The organism is Kitasatospora sp. NPDC004240 (assembly GCF_053603215.1).
On record NZ_JBSGFD010000022.1, the window covers coordinates 27,716 to 43,505 of the forward strand.

16 protein-coding genes are annotated in these 15,790 nt (G+C 73.4%); 5 read left to right on the forward strand and 11 right to left on the reverse strand.

Annotated elements, in window-relative coordinates; translation table 11 throughout:
* Positions 1-88 precede the first annotated feature (88 nt).
* Both ACWEQL_RS08945 and ACWEQL_RS08950 read left to right on the forward strand, forming a co-directional pair.
* Positions 89-490, forward strand: a complete 402-nt coding sequence (locus ACWEQL_RS08945; RefSeq protein WP_452149513.1) for a VOC family protein — start codon at positions 89-91, stop codon at positions 488-490.
* Between the two features lie 25 nt (positions 491-515).
* Positions 516-890 carry an RNA-binding S4 domain-containing protein gene (locus ACWEQL_RS08950; protein WP_452149514.1) on the forward strand — a complete coding sequence of 125 codons (375 nt, stop codon included), beginning with the start codon at positions 516-518 and terminating at the stop codon, positions 888-890.
* Between the two features lie 15 nt (positions 891-905).
* On the opposite strand, the gene ACWEQL_RS08955 is transcribed toward ACWEQL_RS08950, so the two are convergent.
* Positions 906-1,427: an FBP domain-containing protein gene (locus tag ACWEQL_RS08955; RefSeq protein WP_452149515.1), complete on the reverse strand. Its 522-nt coding sequence runs from the start codon at positions 1,425-1,427 to the stop codon at positions 906-908.
* Positions 1,428-1,557: 130 nt separating this feature from the next.
* On the opposite strand from ACWEQL_RS08955, the gene ACWEQL_RS08960 reads away from it, so the two are divergent.
* Positions 1,558-2,424: an arylamine N-acetyltransferase family protein gene (locus tag ACWEQL_RS08960; protein WP_452149516.1), complete on the forward strand. Its 867-nt coding sequence runs from the start codon at positions 1,558-1,560 to the stop codon at positions 2,422-2,424.
* Between the two features lie 79 nt (positions 2,425-2,503).
* Here the strand turns inward: ACWEQL_RS08960 and ACWEQL_RS08965 are convergent, their stop codons facing one another.
* A complete protein-coding gene (locus ACWEQL_RS08965) occupies positions 2,504-3,385 on the reverse strand; it encodes an SAM-dependent methyltransferase (RefSeq protein ID WP_452149517.1) in 882 nt (293 codons plus the stop codon).
* Between the two features lie 241 nt (positions 3,386-3,626).
* Between ACWEQL_RS08965 and ACWEQL_RS08970 the strand changes: the two genes are divergently transcribed.
* Positions 3,627-4,523: a polysaccharide deacetylase family protein gene (locus ACWEQL_RS08970; RefSeq protein ID WP_452149518.1), complete on the forward strand. Its 897-nt coding sequence runs from the start codon at positions 3,627-3,629 to the stop codon at positions 4,521-4,523.
* Between the two features lie 26 nt (positions 4,524-4,549).
* On the opposite strand, the gene ACWEQL_RS08975 is transcribed toward ACWEQL_RS08970, so the two are convergent.
* The gene (locus tag ACWEQL_RS08975; protein ID WP_452149519.1) at positions 4,550-5,368 is read right to left on the reverse strand and encodes an SDR family NAD(P)-dependent oxidoreductase; all 819 of its coding nucleotides are present in this window, start codon (positions 5,366-5,368) and stop codon (positions 4,550-4,552) included.
* A 276-nt stretch (positions 5,369-5,644) separates the two neighbouring features.
* Here ACWEQL_RS08975 and ACWEQL_RS08980 point away from each other — a divergent pair, with 276 nt between their 5' ends.
* Positions 5,645-6,514 carry a 3-hydroxybutyryl-CoA dehydrogenase gene (locus tag ACWEQL_RS08980; protein WP_452149520.1) on the forward strand — a complete coding sequence of 290 codons (870 nt, stop codon included), beginning with the start codon at positions 5,645-5,647 and terminating at the stop codon, positions 6,512-6,514.
* A gap of 404 nt (positions 6,515-6,918) precedes the next feature.
* Here the strand turns inward: ACWEQL_RS08980 and ACWEQL_RS08985 are convergent, their stop codons facing one another.
* From ACWEQL_RS08985 to rpmI, 8 genes are all read right to left on the reverse strand, one after another.
* Entirely contained in the window at positions 6,919-7,650 is a 732-nt protein-coding gene (locus ACWEQL_RS08985) for a DUF7873 family protein (RefSeq protein WP_452149521.1), read from the reverse strand.
* Between the two features lie 96 nt (positions 7,651-7,746).
* Positions 7,747-8,571 (reverse strand): chitosanase, encoded by an 825-nt coding sequence (locus ACWEQL_RS08990; RefSeq protein WP_452149522.1) that lies wholly within the window; start codon positions 8,569-8,571, stop codon positions 7,747-7,749.
* Between the two features lie 244 nt (positions 8,572-8,815).
* A complete protein-coding gene (pheT, locus tag ACWEQL_RS08995; RefSeq protein WP_452149523.1) occupies positions 8,816-11,317 on the reverse strand; it encodes a phenylalanine--tRNA ligase subunit beta in 2,502 nt (833 codons plus the stop codon).
* Positions 11,317-12,438: a phenylalanine--tRNA ligase subunit alpha gene (pheS, locus tag ACWEQL_RS09000; protein WP_452149524.1), complete on the reverse strand. Its 1,122-nt coding sequence runs from the start codon at positions 12,436-12,438 to the stop codon at positions 11,317-11,319. Before pheS ends, pheT begins: the two co-directional genes overlap by 1 nt.
* Positions 12,439-12,648: 210 nt before the next feature.
* Positions 12,649-13,752: an ATP-binding protein gene (locus tag ACWEQL_RS09005; RefSeq protein ID WP_452149525.1), complete on the reverse strand. Its 1,104-nt coding sequence runs from the start codon at positions 13,750-13,752 to the stop codon at positions 12,649-12,651.
* 49 nt (positions 13,753-13,801) lie between these two features.
* Complete coding sequence (locus ACWEQL_RS09010) at positions 13,802-14,677, reverse strand: TrmH family RNA methyltransferase (protein ID WP_452149526.1); 876 nt, start codon at positions 14,675-14,677, stop codon at positions 13,802-13,804.
* A gap of 283 nt (positions 14,678-14,960) precedes the next feature.
* Entirely contained in the window at positions 14,961-15,353 is a 393-nt protein-coding gene (rplT, locus tag ACWEQL_RS09015; protein WP_452149527.1) for a 50S ribosomal protein L20, read from the reverse strand.
* A gap of 105 nt (positions 15,354-15,458) precedes the next feature.
* Positions 15,459-15,653: a 50S ribosomal protein L35 gene (gene rpmI, locus ACWEQL_RS09020; protein ID WP_153460093.1), complete on the reverse strand. Its 195-nt coding sequence runs from the start codon at positions 15,651-15,653 to the stop codon at positions 15,459-15,461.
* Between the last annotated feature and the right edge of the window lie 137 nt (positions 15,654-15,790).

Sequence of the window (15,790 nt, forward strand, 5' to 3'; positions counted from 1 at the left end):
GTGGTCAGGCTAGCCGACCGGCCGTCCCGGGCGCGGCGACCGGCTCCGGACCCGATACTGGAGGGGCCCGCACGAAGGGACGTGAGCGATGGACTGGAAGCTCGAGGTCGTGGTCGTCCCGGTCAAGGACGTGGACCGGGCGAAGCGCTTCTACAACGAGCAGGCCGGCTTCAGGGTCGACCATGACACCCGGCTCGGCGACGACGTCCGGGTGGTCCAGCTGACGCCGCCCGGCTCGGGCTGCTCGATCGTGATCGGCACCGGGGTCACCGAGGCGCCGGCCGGTTCGATGAAGGGCCTGCAGCTGGTGGTGGACGACATCGAGCGGGCCCATGCCCAGCTGGTCGCCCGCGGGGTGGAGGTCAGCCCGGTGCAGCACTTCGAGGACGGCGTCCGGGTGGACGGGCACGGCGGTGCCTGGAACTCGTTCGTCTTCTTCAACGACCCGGAGGGCAACGGCTGGGCCATCCAGGAATCCCCGCAGCGTTGACCGGCCGGGGCGTTAGGGTCGGGGCATGGTGGAAGACGAGGGATCCGTCCGGCTGGACAGCTGGATCTGGTCGGTGCGGCTCGCCAAGACCCGGTCGGCGGCGGCTGCCGCGTGCCGGGCCGGGCACGTGAAGCTGAACGGGACGAGCGCCAAGCCGGCGCAGGCGGTGAAGGTCGGCGACGAGGTCCGGGTGCGCCAGGAGGGCTACGAGCGGGTCGTGGTGGTCCGCAAGCTGATCCGCAAGCGGGTCGGCGCGGGCGTCGCGGTCGAGTGCCTGGTGGACAACAGCCCGCCGCGGCCGCCGCGGGAGACGGTGGCGCTGGCCGCCGTCCGCGACCGCGGCGCGGGCCGGCCCACCAAGCGCGAGCGGCGCGACCTGGACCAGCTGCGCGGACGCTGACGGCCGGCCGCGAGGCTAGCCCGCGGCCCGGACCGGCAGGCTCTCGTCGAGGACCTGGGCGAGGAAGGCGTCCAGGTTCGTCCGGGTGCGGGCGATCTGTTCCTCCACGGTCAGCGACTCGTCGGGCCGGCTGACCAGCGGGGACCTCTTGATCCCGCGCAGGTAGAGCGAGCAGGCGAGGTCGGCGCACATGTAGGTGCCGACCGAGTTCCCCTCCCGCCCGGCGGCCCCGGCCCGGCGGGCGGTGAGCAGCGCGACCCCCGAGCCGGCGTGCGCGCTGATGCAGAGCGAGCAGACGTTGGTCCGGGTGAGGCTGCGGCGCACCGAGGGCACCCGCAGGGTGACGCCGATGAGGCCGCCGTCGCGCTCCGCCACCAGATAGCTGCGGTCGGGGGCGCCCTGGTCCCGCCAGCCGAGGAAGTCCAGGCTCTCCCAGGGGAGTTCGGCCAGGCTCCGGGGCAGGTGGAGCCTGCGGGCCTCGCCCTTGGAGCAGTTGACGAAGGAGCCGCGGATCTCGTTCTCGGTCAGGGGTCGCATACGACGGAAGCTAGCACCGGCCCGGCGTCCGCGTCGCGGCAATTTCCCCCGGTATGCGCCGGCCCGGTGTGCGCCGGCCGGGCCGGATCGGGGGTGACGCACCGTCAGTGGCCCGGGGTATCGTCCGGACATGCTGAACGCTGCCGATGTGAACAGGTACCTCGCCCGGCTGGGGCTCGCGCACCCCGGCCCGCCGACGGTGGCGGCGCTGCGCGCGCTGACCGCGGCGCACGTCGAGCGGGTCCCGTACGAGGCACTGGAGATCCACCTGGGGCGGCCGACCACGGTCGACCCGTACGAGTCGGTGGCCCGGGTGCTGCTCGGGCGCGGCGGGTACTGCTTCCACCTCAACGGCGCCTTCGCGACCCTGCTGGCCTCGCTGGGGTACCGGGTGACCTGGCACGTGGGCGGGGTGCACGCCGACCCCTCGCAGCCCGCGCCGGGGGCGGACGCCAACCACCTGACGCTGACGGTGGAGTGCGAGGGCGGGCACTGGCTGGTGGACGTGGGCCTCGGGGACGCGCTGCACGAGCCGCTGCCGCTGCGCGCGGGCGGCTACCGGCAGGGGCCGTTCACGCTGCGGCTGCGCCCGTCCGAGGTGGTGCCGGGCGGCTGGCGCCTGGACCACGACGAGCACGGGTCGTTCAGCGGGATGGACTTCTCGACGGCGCCGGCCGGCCCGGCGGACTTCGCGGCCAAGCACCACTTCCTGTCGACCTCGCCGGAGTCTCCGTTCGTGCGGATCCTCACGGCGCAGCGCCGGGACGCGCGGGGCGCGGACGTGCTGCGCGGCGCGGTGCTCTCCCGGGTGGAGGGCGCCGGGCCGGTCAAGGAGGTGGAGCTGACCACCGCCGAGGAGTGGTTCGGGGTGCTGGGCGGGGTGTTCGGGCTGACCCTCGCCGAGGTGCCGGCGGCCGACCGGGAGGCGTTGTGGGAGCGGGTGCGGCGCTCGCACCTGGCCTGGCGGGCGGCCCAGCCGGTGGGCTCGGAGGCCTGAGCGGGGCCGCGGCGGGACATGCGGCGGGCCGCGGCGGCCTCCCCCGGCGGCCGGGGGAGGCCCGTGAGGCACTCGCGCCTCAGCGCTTGAAGGCGATGCCCGCGTACGCGGAGACGTCGGCCCAGCCCTCGGGCAGTTCCTCGGTCGGGACGTGCCCCGGCTCGGACCGCCAGAGCGGCAGCTGCACCAGGCCGGGCCCGGCGAACTCGAAGTCGCCGAAGAACGGCTCGACGGCGGCGCGCGGGCGCAGCACCAGCGGGGCGCTGGCGTTGCGGTAGATGCGGGCGCCCTCGCTGGCGCTCTCCCGGGAGGCGAAGTCGGGGCTGCCGTGGGAGAGGATCAGCGCGCTGCCGGGCGCGAGGGCGTCGCGCAGGGTGCGGACGATCTCCTCGGCGCCGTCCTCGTCCCGGATGAAGTGCAGCACGGCGACCAGCATCAGGGCGACCGGCTGCTCCAGGTCGATGGCCGCGCGCAGGCCCGGGTGCTCCAGGATGCTCGCCGGGTCGCGCAGGTCGGCCTCGACGACGGAGGTGTGCCCGACCGGGTGGCTGGCGAGCAGGGCGCGGGCGTGGGTGGCCACGATCGGGTCGTTGTCGACGTACACCACCCGGGCGTCGGGGGCGACCCGCTGGGCGATCTCGTTGGTGGAGCCGCCGGCCGGGATGCCGGTGCCGATGTCCAGGAACTGGCGCAGGCCGCGGGAGGCGGCGTAGGCGACCGCCCGGCCGAGGAAGTCCCGGTTGGTGCGGGCCAGCAGCGGCAGGGCCGGGTAGGCGGCGATGGCGGCCTCGGCGGCCTTGCGGTCGGCCTCGAAGTTGTCCTTGCCGCCGAGGTAGTAGTCGTACATCCGGGCGGTGTGCGGGATGCCGGTGTCCAGTTCGCGCGGCGGCTGCCAGTCCTCCGCCCTCGCCCATTGCCAGTCGGTGCCGTCCCCCGTGGCCACGGCCGTTTCCTCGGTCATCCCGCCATCCCCCATTCGGTCTCAAATGCCGCGGATCGGGCCTGACTTGACCCGCCGTCGCGCGACATCCGCGTCACACGTCGCGATCGTACCGAACGCGTGGCGCGCGTAGACAGGGCCGTCGGAATTCGACGCTCCTTGACCGAACTAGATGTGTGCACGTCAAAGCATGTCCGGACCGCCCGCCACCGGTCTCCATTGGTGCGGACCAGTGCCGCCGGGCTCCCTATGCTGGCTGCCGATGACTGCCGACCGGCGCACCCTGCTGCGCACCACCGCCAAGCTGGCCGCCCTGACCGTCACCGGAGGACTGCTCGCCGCCTGCGGCGACTCCGGCAACCGCCGGGCCGACGACCCGGACCTCTCCGTCCGGGACGGCGGCCCGGGCGGCGGGGAGCCGGCCTGGCCCGGCCACGAGGGCCCGGCCTCCCCGGCACCCGCCACCCCGGCCGGGGGCACCGCCGGCGAATCGCCCTCGGGCCCGCCGGCCCCCTCCACACCCCCGAGCCCGCCCGTGCTGCCGCCGCTGCCGCCCGGCGTCCCCGCCGAGGTGGTCAACGGGCCGCGCGCCGCCAAGGCCGTGGCCCTCACCTTCCACGGCGCCGGGGACCCCGAACTCGCCACCGCCGTCCTGCGGACCGCCGAACAGCGCGGCGCCGGGCTCACCGTGCTGGCCGTCGGCAGCTGGCTCGACCAGCAGCCGCAGATGGCCCGCCGGATCCTGGACGGCGGCCACGAGCTCGGCAACCACACCCAGAACCACCGCGACCTCGGCGCACTGACACCCGAGCAGGTCCGCGCCGAGATCGCCCAGTGCGCCGAACGCCTCCAGCGCCTCACCGGCTCGATCGGCCGCTGGTTCCGCCCCTCCGCCGCCCAGTACGCCACGCCGGTGGTCCGCGAGCAGGCCCGCGCGGTCGGCTACCCGTACGTGCTGTCCTTCGACGTCGACCCGCGCGACTACGGCGACCCCAGCGCCGCCGAGCTCCGGCGCCGGGTGCTCGGATCGGTGCGCGGCGGCTCGGTGGTCGCCCTGCACCTGGGCCACCGCTGCACCGTGGACGCGCTCCCGGGCATCCTGGACGGCCTCGACCGGGCCGGGCTGCGCGCGGTCACCGCGAGCCGGCTGTTCACCTGAGCCCCGCCCCGGGGAGGGGCCGGACGTCACCCCATCGGGTCGTCCGGCCCGTACGGGCGCAGCCGCAGCGTCCGGGCGTCCGCCTCGCGGATCTCCTCGGCCCGGCGGACCAGCTCCTCCAGGTTGTCCCGCCCGGCGTGGACGAAGCGCCCGTGCAGCGCGTCGAAGCGCCCGCGCGCCGCGTCCACGGTGACCGCCACCATGTACGGGATGGAGCCCCAGGCCTTCATGTCCCGGAACATCGGCATCCCGGCGGTCATGTCGGTGGCGACCGCGCCGGGACTGATGTCCAGGACCACCACATGGTGCTCGGCGAGCGAGTCGGCCATGTTGTCGGAGAGCTGCAGCAGCGCGCCCTTGGAGGTCGCGTACGCGGTGTAGTGGCCGTCCGGGCGCAGCGCGAATCCGGAGTTGAGGTTGACCACCCGGCCGCGCCGGCGCTCGACCATGCCGGGCAGCACGCAGCGCAGCAGGTTGTACGGGCCGCGCAGGTTGGTCTCCACCACCTGCCACCACTGGCCGGGGTCGGTCTCCCACAGCGGCACCTCGGCGCGGTCGATCTGGCCCGCGTTGTTGACCAGCAGGTCGACCGGGCCGAGGTCGCGCTCGACCAGCCGGACGGCCTCGCGCACCGCGTCGGGCCGGGTCACGTCGGCGGAGACCGCCACGCCCCGGGAGCCGTGCCGCGCGCACTCCCGGAGGGTGTCGGTGAGCGCCTCGTGGGTGCGGCCGATCAGCCCGACCGCCATGCCCTCGGCGGCGAGGCCGATGGCGATCTCCCGGCCGATTCCCCGGCCGGCCCCGGTGATCAGCGCGACCTGCCCTTCCAGCGAACCCGTCGGCATGCCCTGCTCCCTTCCCCTGCGCGGTGCCCCGCATTCTGTCCGCCGACGGGCGGGCGGGCCGACGGGCACACGCGCGCCGGCCCCGGGCCCACCCGTCCGGAGCAGCGCCCCGGAGAAACCCGAGGTCGGGGAGGGGATGACCTACCGGCCGGTACGGAGTAGTAACGTCGTCGTGGCGGTACACGGGATCACGAAATCCGGTGCACCCCCTCTCAACAGCGGTTTGCTGGGACCACCTGTGCCGGGCGATCCCCAGCACCAAGGAAGGGCAACTGAGTGAGTGACATCGCGCGCGTCGGAGTGATCGGCTGCGGCCTGATGGGGTCGGGCATCGCGGAGGTCTTCGCCCGCGCCGGGCTGGACGTCCTGGTGTCGGAGGCCACCGCCGAGGCGCTGGAGTTCGGCCGTGCCCGGCTGACCAACTCCCTGGACACCGCGGTCAAGCGCGGCAAGCTGAGCCCCGAGGACCGTGACGGGGCGATGTCCCGGCTGTCCTTCACCGTCGACCTGGCCGACTTCGCCGACCGCGACCTGGTGGTCGAGGCGGTCGCCGAGCGCGAGGACATCAAGGTCCAGATCTTCCAGACCCTCGACCAGGTGGTCGAGCGCCGGGACGCCATCCTGGCCTCCAACACCTCCTCCATCCCGATCGTGAAGCTGGCCGCCGCCACCTCCCGCCCGGAGCAGGTCATCGGCCTGCACTTCTTCAACCCGGCGCCGGTGCAGAAGCTGGTCGAGGTCATCCCGACGCTCACCACCTCCGCCACCACCACCGAGCGGGTCGAGGCCTTCGCCACCCAGGTGCTCGCCAAGGAGCCGATCCGCGCCCGCGACCGGGCCGGCTTCGTGGTGAACGCCCTGCTGGTGCCGTACCTGCTCTCCGCGGTCCGGATGTTCGAGTCGGGCGTGGCCACCGCCGCCGACATCGACAAGGGCATGGAGGCCGGCTGCGCCCACCCGATGGGCCCGCTGCGCCTGTGCGACCTGATCGGCCTGGACACCATCGTCTCGATCGCCGAGTCGATGTACGAGGAGTACAAGGAGCCGCTGTACGCCGCTCCCCCGCTGCTCTCCCGGATGGTCGACGCCGGCCTGCTGGGCCGCAAGTCCGGCCGCGGCTTCTACGACTACACCGCCACCGCCTGATCCGGCGGCCGGGAACGGTGACGGGGCCCGGAAGCGGTATCCAGCTTCCGGGCCCCTGCTGTGCCACCCAATTGCTGCGCACCGGCACGTTTAAGGGTGCGGGTCAGATTCACAACGTTGCTCTGCCGTTGAAGCTACCGCGCCGTGAAGAGGCGCAGACGGGATTCGAACCCGCAACCCACGTTGTAGCGCACACCCGGTCGATCCGGCGCTCGGCGGCGAATGCTGAGACTTGAGCGAGAGTCTGAGTCTCACAGGGGATGCCTCTGCCGTGTTGGGCCACCCCGGCACGAGTGCCGGGGGGAGGACTCGAACCTCCACCCTTCCCCTGAATCAGCTTCAACCTCAGTATCAGCTTGCGCTCTTCGCGCCACCCCCGGTCTCACCCGGGGGCGATCATGGGGCTACCCGAACAGGTAGCCGAACACCGCGTCGCCGACCCTGTGGTCGGTGACCTCGGCGGAGTTGGCCTCCTCGCGGGCGAACTGCACGGCCTGCTGGAGCTTCTCCACCCGCTCCAGCAGCTCGTTCACCCGGCGGGCCGGGAGGGCGCCGGAGAACTTGACCGTGGTCCAGTACCCGATGGCGACGTCCTCGTAGTAGACCTCGACCTGGGCCGGGTGCTTCTCGGTCGCCTCGGCCTTGACGTGGTTGCGCGGCACCTTCTTGGTACGGATGGTGCGCACCGCGTCGGTCTTCCAGGCGTCGGTGGACGGGTCGTGGTTCCACGACTCGGCGGCGTCCAGCACCGGGAGCTTGCGCACGAAGGTCCGCAGGTCGGTGAGCTGCTTCTCCAGGAAGAGCAGGTAGGTCACCGGGGCGTCGGCCACCAGCGTCCGCCCGTCGACCACCACGTCGGCCCGGGCCTCGGTGTTGGCCCAGTCCTTGGTCGCGGTGACGTCGAACAGCCGGGTCAGCGTGGCCGCGGTGGCCCGCAGCACGTCCTCGGTCTTCACCTGCACCCGGGTGGACTCCGGGGGCAGCTGCTCGCCCTCCTCGTCCTTGGGCTGGTACGTCCGGGAGATGCCGGCCAGCAGCGCGGGCTTCTGCAGGTCCTGGTGGGACTGCGTGAGCTCCTGGAAGGACTTCGACTTGACGCCCTTTTCGACGGCGATGATCTGGTTCAGCTTTGCCACGTCGGCGAACGTACCAGCGATTCCGACGAGGTGTCACACCATTAAACGCGCGGGGGCCGGAGCGTTCCGGCCCCCGCGAAACCGCCCGGGCCCGGATCAGCCGTTGATGACGTAGGAGTCGCCGTAGACCTTCCACCGCAGCGGCGGGTTGAGGTCGAAGTTGCGCTCCTTGACGAACACCCGCTGGGCGGTGTCCACGCGGCTGGTGTCGGAGTGCGCCTCCTCGCTCTTCATGGCGACCTTGCGGGCGTCCAGGAAGGCGTTGAGGTAGGTGGCCTCGTCGCCGCCCTGGGACGGCGGCTTGGCCTTCTTGAGGGCGTTGCGGCGGATGCTGGAGAAGCTGGCCGCGTCGCCGCCGTCGCCGTGCATGACGATGGCGTCGTAGTAGGCGAACTGGCCCAGCGCGCGCAGCCCGTCGGCCTTGGCCTGCTTGACGGCCGGGTTGAAGTAGACCCGGTCGCGCTCGTCGTTCTGGGCCTGCTGGAAGACGGTGTCCTTGGCGGCGGTGGCCCAGTCGCGCTCGAAGGCGCTGCCGAGTCCGGCGTGCGAGTCGGTGCCGTTGACCTTGCGCAGCGCGGGCAGGTACTTGGCGAGGACGTTGCCGGGCTTGAGCGCGGTGTAGTGCTCGACCAGGTCGAGCATGTCGCCGGTGCCGGAACAGAAGCCGATGATGCCGGCGGTGTAGCCGCGGCCGTCCTTGATGTCCTCGATGTACTTGTACTGGGCCTTCCAGTCCAGTGAGGAGTTCTCCGCGCTGGACACCAGCTGCATGGCGATGTCCTTCTTGCGCGGGTCGTCCAGGCCGACGGCCTGGACCCGGGTCTCGGCGGCGTGACCGGCTCCGGCCACGGCCACCGTGACGGGGGCGGCGACCAACACGGCGGCGAGGGCTATCCGTACGGTGCGGTGCTTGAGGTGCATCTGGCGCTCCGTTTCCCTGGCGCGGGCATGGCGGTGCCCGCGCTCCATGAGGAGTTAGGAAAGTTTCCTAACTTGATTGAAGCGTTCACGCCCACTCCGCCGCAAGGGTTCCGCCCCATCACTCACCGAACCTCCCCCGGACCCACCCCGCGCCGCACCCACCCGACACCACACGCTCCGCCGGTACGCCGCAGGCCCCGGCCGGGCGAACCCGGCCGGGGCCTGCGTGCGCGACGACGGACCGTCAGGCCCCGCGCAGCACCGCTCCGGTGCGCGCCACGGCCTCGGCGACCGCCGCCTCACGGGCCGCGGTGGCCTCGTCGGCGGTCAGCGTGCGGTCGGCGGCGCGGAAGCGCAGCGCGTACGCCAGCGACTTCCTGCCCTCGCCCACCTGCTCGCCGGTGAAGACGTCGAACAGCCGGATGGCCTCCAGCAGTTCGCCGGCGCCGGCGCGCAGCGCGGCCTCCACGTCGGCGGCCGGCACGGCCGAGTCGACGATCAGCGCGACGTCCTGGGTGGCCACCGGGAACGCGGACACGGCCGGGCCGGAGACCCGCTCGGCGCCGTCCTCGGTCAGCAGGTCCAGGTCGATCTGCATCGCGCTGGTGCGCTCCGGCAGGCCCATCGCCTTGACGACGCGCGGGTGCAGCTCACCGGCGTGGCCGACCACGCGGTCGGTGCCGGACACCACGAACTCGGCGCAGCGGCCCGGGTGCCACGGCATCAGCTGGCCCTGGCGCACGGTCACCTCGACACCGGCGGCGCGGGCCACCGTACGGCCGGCCTCGATCGCGTCGGCCCAGCTCGCCTGGGAGCCCTTGCCCCACCAGCCGGACGGCAGCCGCTCGCCGGCCAGCGCGACCGCGACCCGGCGCGGCTGGTGCGGCAGCGCGGCGTCCAGCGCGGCCAGCTCCTCGTCGCTCGGGCGGCGCTCGACGGACGGGCGCGGGGCGACCGACAGCTCGTCCTTCGGCAGGAAGACGGTGCCCGTCTCGAAGACCGCCAGATCGGTGTTGCCGCGGCCGATGTTGCGGCGCAGCGCCCCGAGCAGGCCCGGCAGCAGCGTGGTGCGCAGCGCCGGCTCCTCGTCGTTGAGCGGGTTGACCAGCTTCACCGTGCGGCGGCGCCGGTCGTCCTTCTCCAGGCCGAGCGCGTCGAAGGCGGCCTCGCCGACGAACGGGTAGTTGTTGACCTCGACGTAGCCCGCGGCGGCCAGCGCCACGCCGACCCGGCGGTGCACCCGCTGGGACTCGGTCAGCCCCGTGCCCGGCGGCACGGTGGGCATCCGGGCGGGCACGTTGTCGTAGCCCTCCAGGCGGATGACCTCCTCCGCGAGGTCGTACGGGTCGGTGAGGTCGGGCCGCCAGGTCGGCGGGGTGACCTCCAGGACGTCGGCGCCCGCGACCGAGCAGCCGATCTCCTGCAGGCGCCGGGTGACGGTCTCGCGGCCGTACGCGGTGCCGGCGACCCGGTCGGGCAGGTCGGCGGCGATGGTGATGGTGCGCAGCGGGTGCGGGGCCGCGATGTCGGTGACCCCGGCCTCGGCGGTGCCGCCGGCGATCAGGACCAGCAGGTCGACGGCGCGCTGCGCGGCGGCGCGGGCGGCCTCCGGGTCGACGCCGCGCTCGAAGCGCTTGGACGCCTCGGAGGGCAGCTTGTGCCGCTTGGCGCCGCGGGCGATGGCGACCGGGTCGAAGTGCGCCGCCTCGATGATCACCTCGGTGGTGCCCGGGCCGGCGGCCGGGTCGAGGATCTCGGTGGAGGCGCCGCCCATGACGCCGGCCAGGCCGATCGGGCCGGAGTCGTCGCAGATCAGCAGGTCCTCGGGGGACAGCTTGCGCTGCACGCCGTCCAGCGTGGTGAGGGTCTCGCCCTCCACCGCCCGGCGGACCGCGATCGGGCCGGCCACGCGCTGCCTGTCGTAGGCGTGCAGCGGCTGGCCGACCTCCAGCATCACGTAGTTGGTGATGTCGACGGCCAGCGAGATCGGGCGGATGCCGGACTTCTGCAGGCGGCGCTGCAGCCAGATCGGCGACCTGGCCTCGGGGTTCAGGCCGACGACGGTCCGGGCCACGAAGCGGTCGCAGCCGGCCGGGTCGGCGACCTTGACCGGGTGGCCGAAGGAGTTGGCCGGGGGGACGTCCAGCAGCGCCGGGTCGGCCAGCGGCAGCCCGAACGCGGCGGCGGCCTCACGGGCCACGCCGCGCATGGACAGGCAGTAGCCGCGGTCCGGGGTGACGGCGATGTCGAGGACCTCGTCGACCAGCTGGAGCAGCTCGATCGCGTCGGTGCCGGGCTCGTGGTGCGGCTCCAGCACGATGATGCCGGCGTGGTCGTCGCCCATGCCGAGCTCGCGGGCGGAGCAGATCATGCCGGCCGAGGTGTGGCCGTAGGTCTGCCGCGCGGCGATCGGGAACGGGCCGGGCAGCACGGCGCCCGGGAGGACCACGACGACCTTGTCGCCGACCGCGAAGTTGGTCGCGCCGCAGACGATCTCCTGCGGCTCGCCGGTGCCGTTGGCGTCGCCGACGTTGACGAAGCAGTGCCGGATCGGCTTCTTGAAGCCGGTCAGCTCCTCGATGGAGAGCACCTCGCCGACCGCCAGCGGGCCCTTGAGGTCGGCGCCGATCTGCTCGACGGTCTCGACCTCGAGGCCGGCGCGGACCAGGCGCTCCGCCACCTCACGGCCGGTCACGCCGGCCGGCAGGTCGACGTACTCGCGCAGCCAGGAAAGCGGGACGCGCATCAGATCTCCATCCCGAACGGGAGGGTGAAGCGGACGTCACCCTCGACCATGTCGCGCATGTCGGCGACGTTGTGACGGTTCATCAGGATCCGCTCCAGGCCCAGGCCGAAGGCGAACCCGCTGTAGCGGTCCGGGTCGACGCCGCAGGCGACGAGCACCCGCGGGTTGACGACGCCGCAGCCGCCGAGCTCGATCCAGCCCTCCGAGGAGCAGGTCCGGCAGGGCTTGTCCGGGTTGCCCACCGACTCGCCGCGGCAGACGAAGCACTGCAGGTCGATCTCGGCGCTCGGCTCGGTGAACGGGAAGTACGAGGGGCGCCAGCGCAGCTCCAGGCCGTCGCCGATCAGCTTGGACACCAGCAGCTCGATGGTGCCCTTGAGGTCGGCGAAGGTGATGCCCTCGTCCACCGCCAGACCCTCGACCTGGCGGAAGACCGGGGTGTGGGTGGCGTCCAGCTCGTCGGTCCGGTAGACCCGGCCCGGGCAGACCACGTAGACCGGGGGCTCGCGGTCGAGCAGGGTGCGGGCCTGGACCGGGGAGGTCTGGGTGCGCAGGACCACGCCGGAGTCGGCCGAGCCGTCCGGGGCCTGCACGAAGAAGGTGTCCTGCATCGAGCGCGCCGGGTGGTCCGGGCCCAGGTTGAGCGCGTCGAAGTTCAGCCACTCCGCCTCGACCTCGGGGCCCTCGGCCACCTGGTAGCCCATCGCCACGAAGGTGTCCTCGATGCGCTCGGCCAGGGTGGTCAGCGGGTGGCGCGCGCCGCGCGGGGCGCGGCCGTACGGAAGGGTGACGTCCACCGCCTCCTCGACCAGCACGCGGGCGTCCCGCTCGGCCTCCAGCTCGGCCTGCCGCCGGGCGAGCGCCTGGTTGACGGCGCCCCGGGCCTGGCCGATCAGCTTGCCGGCCGCGGCCTTGGCGTGCGGGGGCAGGGCGCCGATCTCGCGGTTGGCGAGGGAGAGGGCGGAGCGGTCGCCGGTGTGGGCGACCTTGGCCTGCTTCAGCTCGTCCAGGCTGGTGGCGGCGGCGAAGGCCGCGACGGCCTCGTCGCGGGCCGCCTCCACCACCTCGGGCTTGAGGGCCTCGACCTCGACCGGGTCGTACGACTTGTTGGGTGCCGACATCTCTATCTTTCCCGTGCTCCTGCTCGTCCGTGCTCAGGTAAGGGTGGCTCGCCTCTGCGCCACGCCCGGCGTGGCCGGGGCACGGGCAGCCGGTCCCGTACGGGAGAGGGGTGTCCGCGGCACGGCCGCACAGGGCGTCCCACAACGCCAAAGGTCGAGTGTAGTCGCAGCGCGTAGCGCGGCTGCCGCGGTGCCCGTCCGGGGGCCGCTTCAGAGCATGAAGTCGGGCACGCCGGCGGGCAGGATAAATCGGAACCGGGCGCCGCCGCCGGGCGCGCGGTCGACGCGGATCGAGCCGCCGTGGGCCTCCACGATGCCCTTCACGATGTAGAGGCCGAGGCCCGTCCCGCCGCGCTTGGAGCCGCGCCAGAAGCGGGTGAAGACGCGCGGCATCGACTCCTCGGGGATGCCACTGCCTTCGTCGCTCACGGTGACCGCTGTGCCTTCCAGTACGCGGGGCGGGGTGCCGGGGCGCTCCCAGACGGGTGCCTCGACGATCTCCTTGGCCGGTGCCACCTCGATCGTGACAGTTCCCTCGCCGTGGCGCACGGCATTTTCCAGCAGGTTGCCGAGCACCTGGTCGATCTTGTCCGGATCGGCCCACAGCTGGGTGAGCGGCTCCCGGACCCGGATGTCGAAGCGGTCCTCGGGGGTGCCCGCCGCGACCTTGCCGTCCACGTGCCGGCGCACCGCGGCCGCCAGGTCGACCACCTGCTTGCGCACCTCCAGCCGGCCCGCGTCGATCCGGGAGATGTCCAGCAGCTCGGCGATCAGCCGGGTGACCCGGTCGGCGTCCGCGTCGACGGTCTCCAGCATCAGCCGCTTCTGCCCGTCGGTGAACCGCTCCCACTTGGCGAGCAGGGTCGCGGTGAAGCCCTTGACGCTGGTGAGCGGCGAACGCAGCTCGTGCGCCACGGTGGCGATCAGCTCGGCGTGGCTGCGCTCGGTGCGGCGGCGCGCCTCGGTGCCGCGCAGCGCGATCACCAGCCGCTCCAGCGGCCCGCACGGGCGCGCGCGCACGTAGCGCGCGGAGACCAGCACCTCCCGGCCGCCGGGCAGCAGCAGGTTGCGCTCGGGCTGCCGACTGCGGGTCGCCAGCCCGCCGTACGGGTCGGTCAGCTGCCACCAGCGGCGGCCGTCGAGGTCCTCCAGGGGGAGCACCTCCTCCAGCGGACCGCCGAGCGCGTCCTCGGGGCGGACCCCGGTCAGCTCGGCCGCGGCCCGATTGAAGCGGACCACCAGGCGCCGGGCGTCGGCGACCACCAGGCCGTCCGGCAGGTCGTCCGGGTCGATTTCTGCCCCGCTGCCGACCATGGGTGTCCTCCCCGATTACCCACCGTGTCTGTCGTCCCCGACGCAGACCCTAGCGCTTGGGGGCCTGTGCGCGACAGCCTCCGGGCGAGCGCTGCGCGCGGGCCGAGGCATAGAGGCAGACGGCGGCGGCCGTGGCCAGGTTGAGGCTCTCGGCGTGTCCGTGGATCGGCACGCGCACGACCTCGTCGGCGAGTGCGCGGGTCGCCTCCGGGAGCCCCCAGGCCTCGTTGCCGAACACCCACGCGCCCGGCGCGCCCAGGGTGCCCTCGTCCAGCTCGCGGTCCAGGTCCCGCTCCCCCGCACCGTCCGCGGCCAGCACCCGCACCCCGGCCCCGCGCAGCCCGGCCACCGCCTCCTCGACCGGCACGCCGACCGCCACCGGGAGGTGGAACAGGCTGCCGACGGAGGCCCGGACGGCCTTCGGGTTGTAGAGGTCCACCGAGGCGTCGGTGAGCACCACGGCGTCCGCGCCGGCCGCGTCGGCGGTGCGCAGCACGGTGCCGGCGTTCCCGGGGTCGCGGACGTGGGCGAGCACGGCGACCAGCTTGGGGCGGGCCTTCAGCACCTCGGCGAAGGGGGTGTCGATGAAGCGGCAGAGCGCCACGATGCCCTGCGGGGTCACCGTGTCGCAGATCCCGGCGATCACCTCGTCGGTGGCGGTGACCACCGGCAGCCGCTCGGCGCGGGCGGCGGCCACGATGTCGGCGTGCCGCTCGGCGGCCTCCGGGGTGACGTACACCTCGACCACCGCGTGCTCGCCCGACCCCGGCAGCGTGCCGAACGCCACGGCCTCCCGGACGGCCTGGGGGCCCTCGGCGAGGAAGCGTCGCTCCTTGGTCCGCTGGTTGCGCTTGGCCAGCCGGCGGGCGGCGACGACGCGGGGCGAGCGCAGGGAGGTGAGCAGGGGGGTGTCGGTGCTCTGCATGGTCTCGTCTCTGGGGCGGGGGCGCCGTGGCGCGGTGGCCGGTGGTGCGGACGGGCGGGGCCGGTGGCCGGGTGCGCCGAACTGCCGGGCTTCCGGGCTGCCGTACAGGGGGTACCGGCAGCCGGGGTGGGGTGCCCGCGGCCGGGCCGCCGGGCGGTGTGCCGGCGGCCGGCGGTACCGGTGGGTGCCGGCGCGGGCACCCGGCGTACGGGGCGGGGAAGCACGCGGACCCGCAGGCGGGGAGCCTGCGGGTCCGGTCAGCTCAGCCGATCCTGGGAGTGGATCAGGCGGCGTCGGCGGCCTTCGGGGCGTTGACGTCGGTCGGCAGCGCCTTCCGGGCGACCTCGACGAGCGAGGCGAACGCGCCCGGGTCGTTGACCGCGAGGTCGGCCAGCATCTTGCGGTCGATCTCGACGCTGGCGGCCTTCAGGCCCTGCACGAAGCGGTTGTAGGTGATGCCGTTGGCACGGGCCGCAGCGTTGATGCGCTGGATCCACAGCTGACGGAAGTCGCCCTTGCGCTTCTTGCGGTCGTTGAAGTTGTAGACCAGCGAGTGGGTGACCTGCTCCTTGGCCTTGCGGTACAGGCGCGAGCGCTGGCCGCGGTAGCCGCTGGCGCGCTCCAGGATGACCCGGCGCTTCTTGTGGGCGTTGACTGCCCGCTTGACGCGTGCCACTTGATTACTCCTTGGGTTGGACCACGGACTACTTCACGTGGTCCGTCATTCGAATGGGTCGGGAAGGATCAGCTGGCCCGCCGGACGGTGCCGACGGGAGGGCGATCACTTGCCGAGAAGCTTCTTGATCTTCTTGGCGTCGGCGGGGGCCATCTCGATGGTGCCGGCCAGCTTGCGGGTCAGCGTCGAGGGCTTGTGCTCCAGGAGGTGGCGACGGCCGGCGCGCTCGCGCAGCACCTTGCCAGAGCCACTGATCTTGAAGCGCTTGCTGGCGCCACTGTGCGTCTTCTGCTTCGGCATTTCGCCGTATCTCCTCGTCGGTCCGTGCACGCCCGCGCGGCCTGCGCCGCGCGGGCGTGCACTGGATGGATCTGCGGTGGCCGGGCGGGGCGCCCCGTCACCTCTGGTGGCCGGTCTCCCGGAGCTCCTGGGCCTCG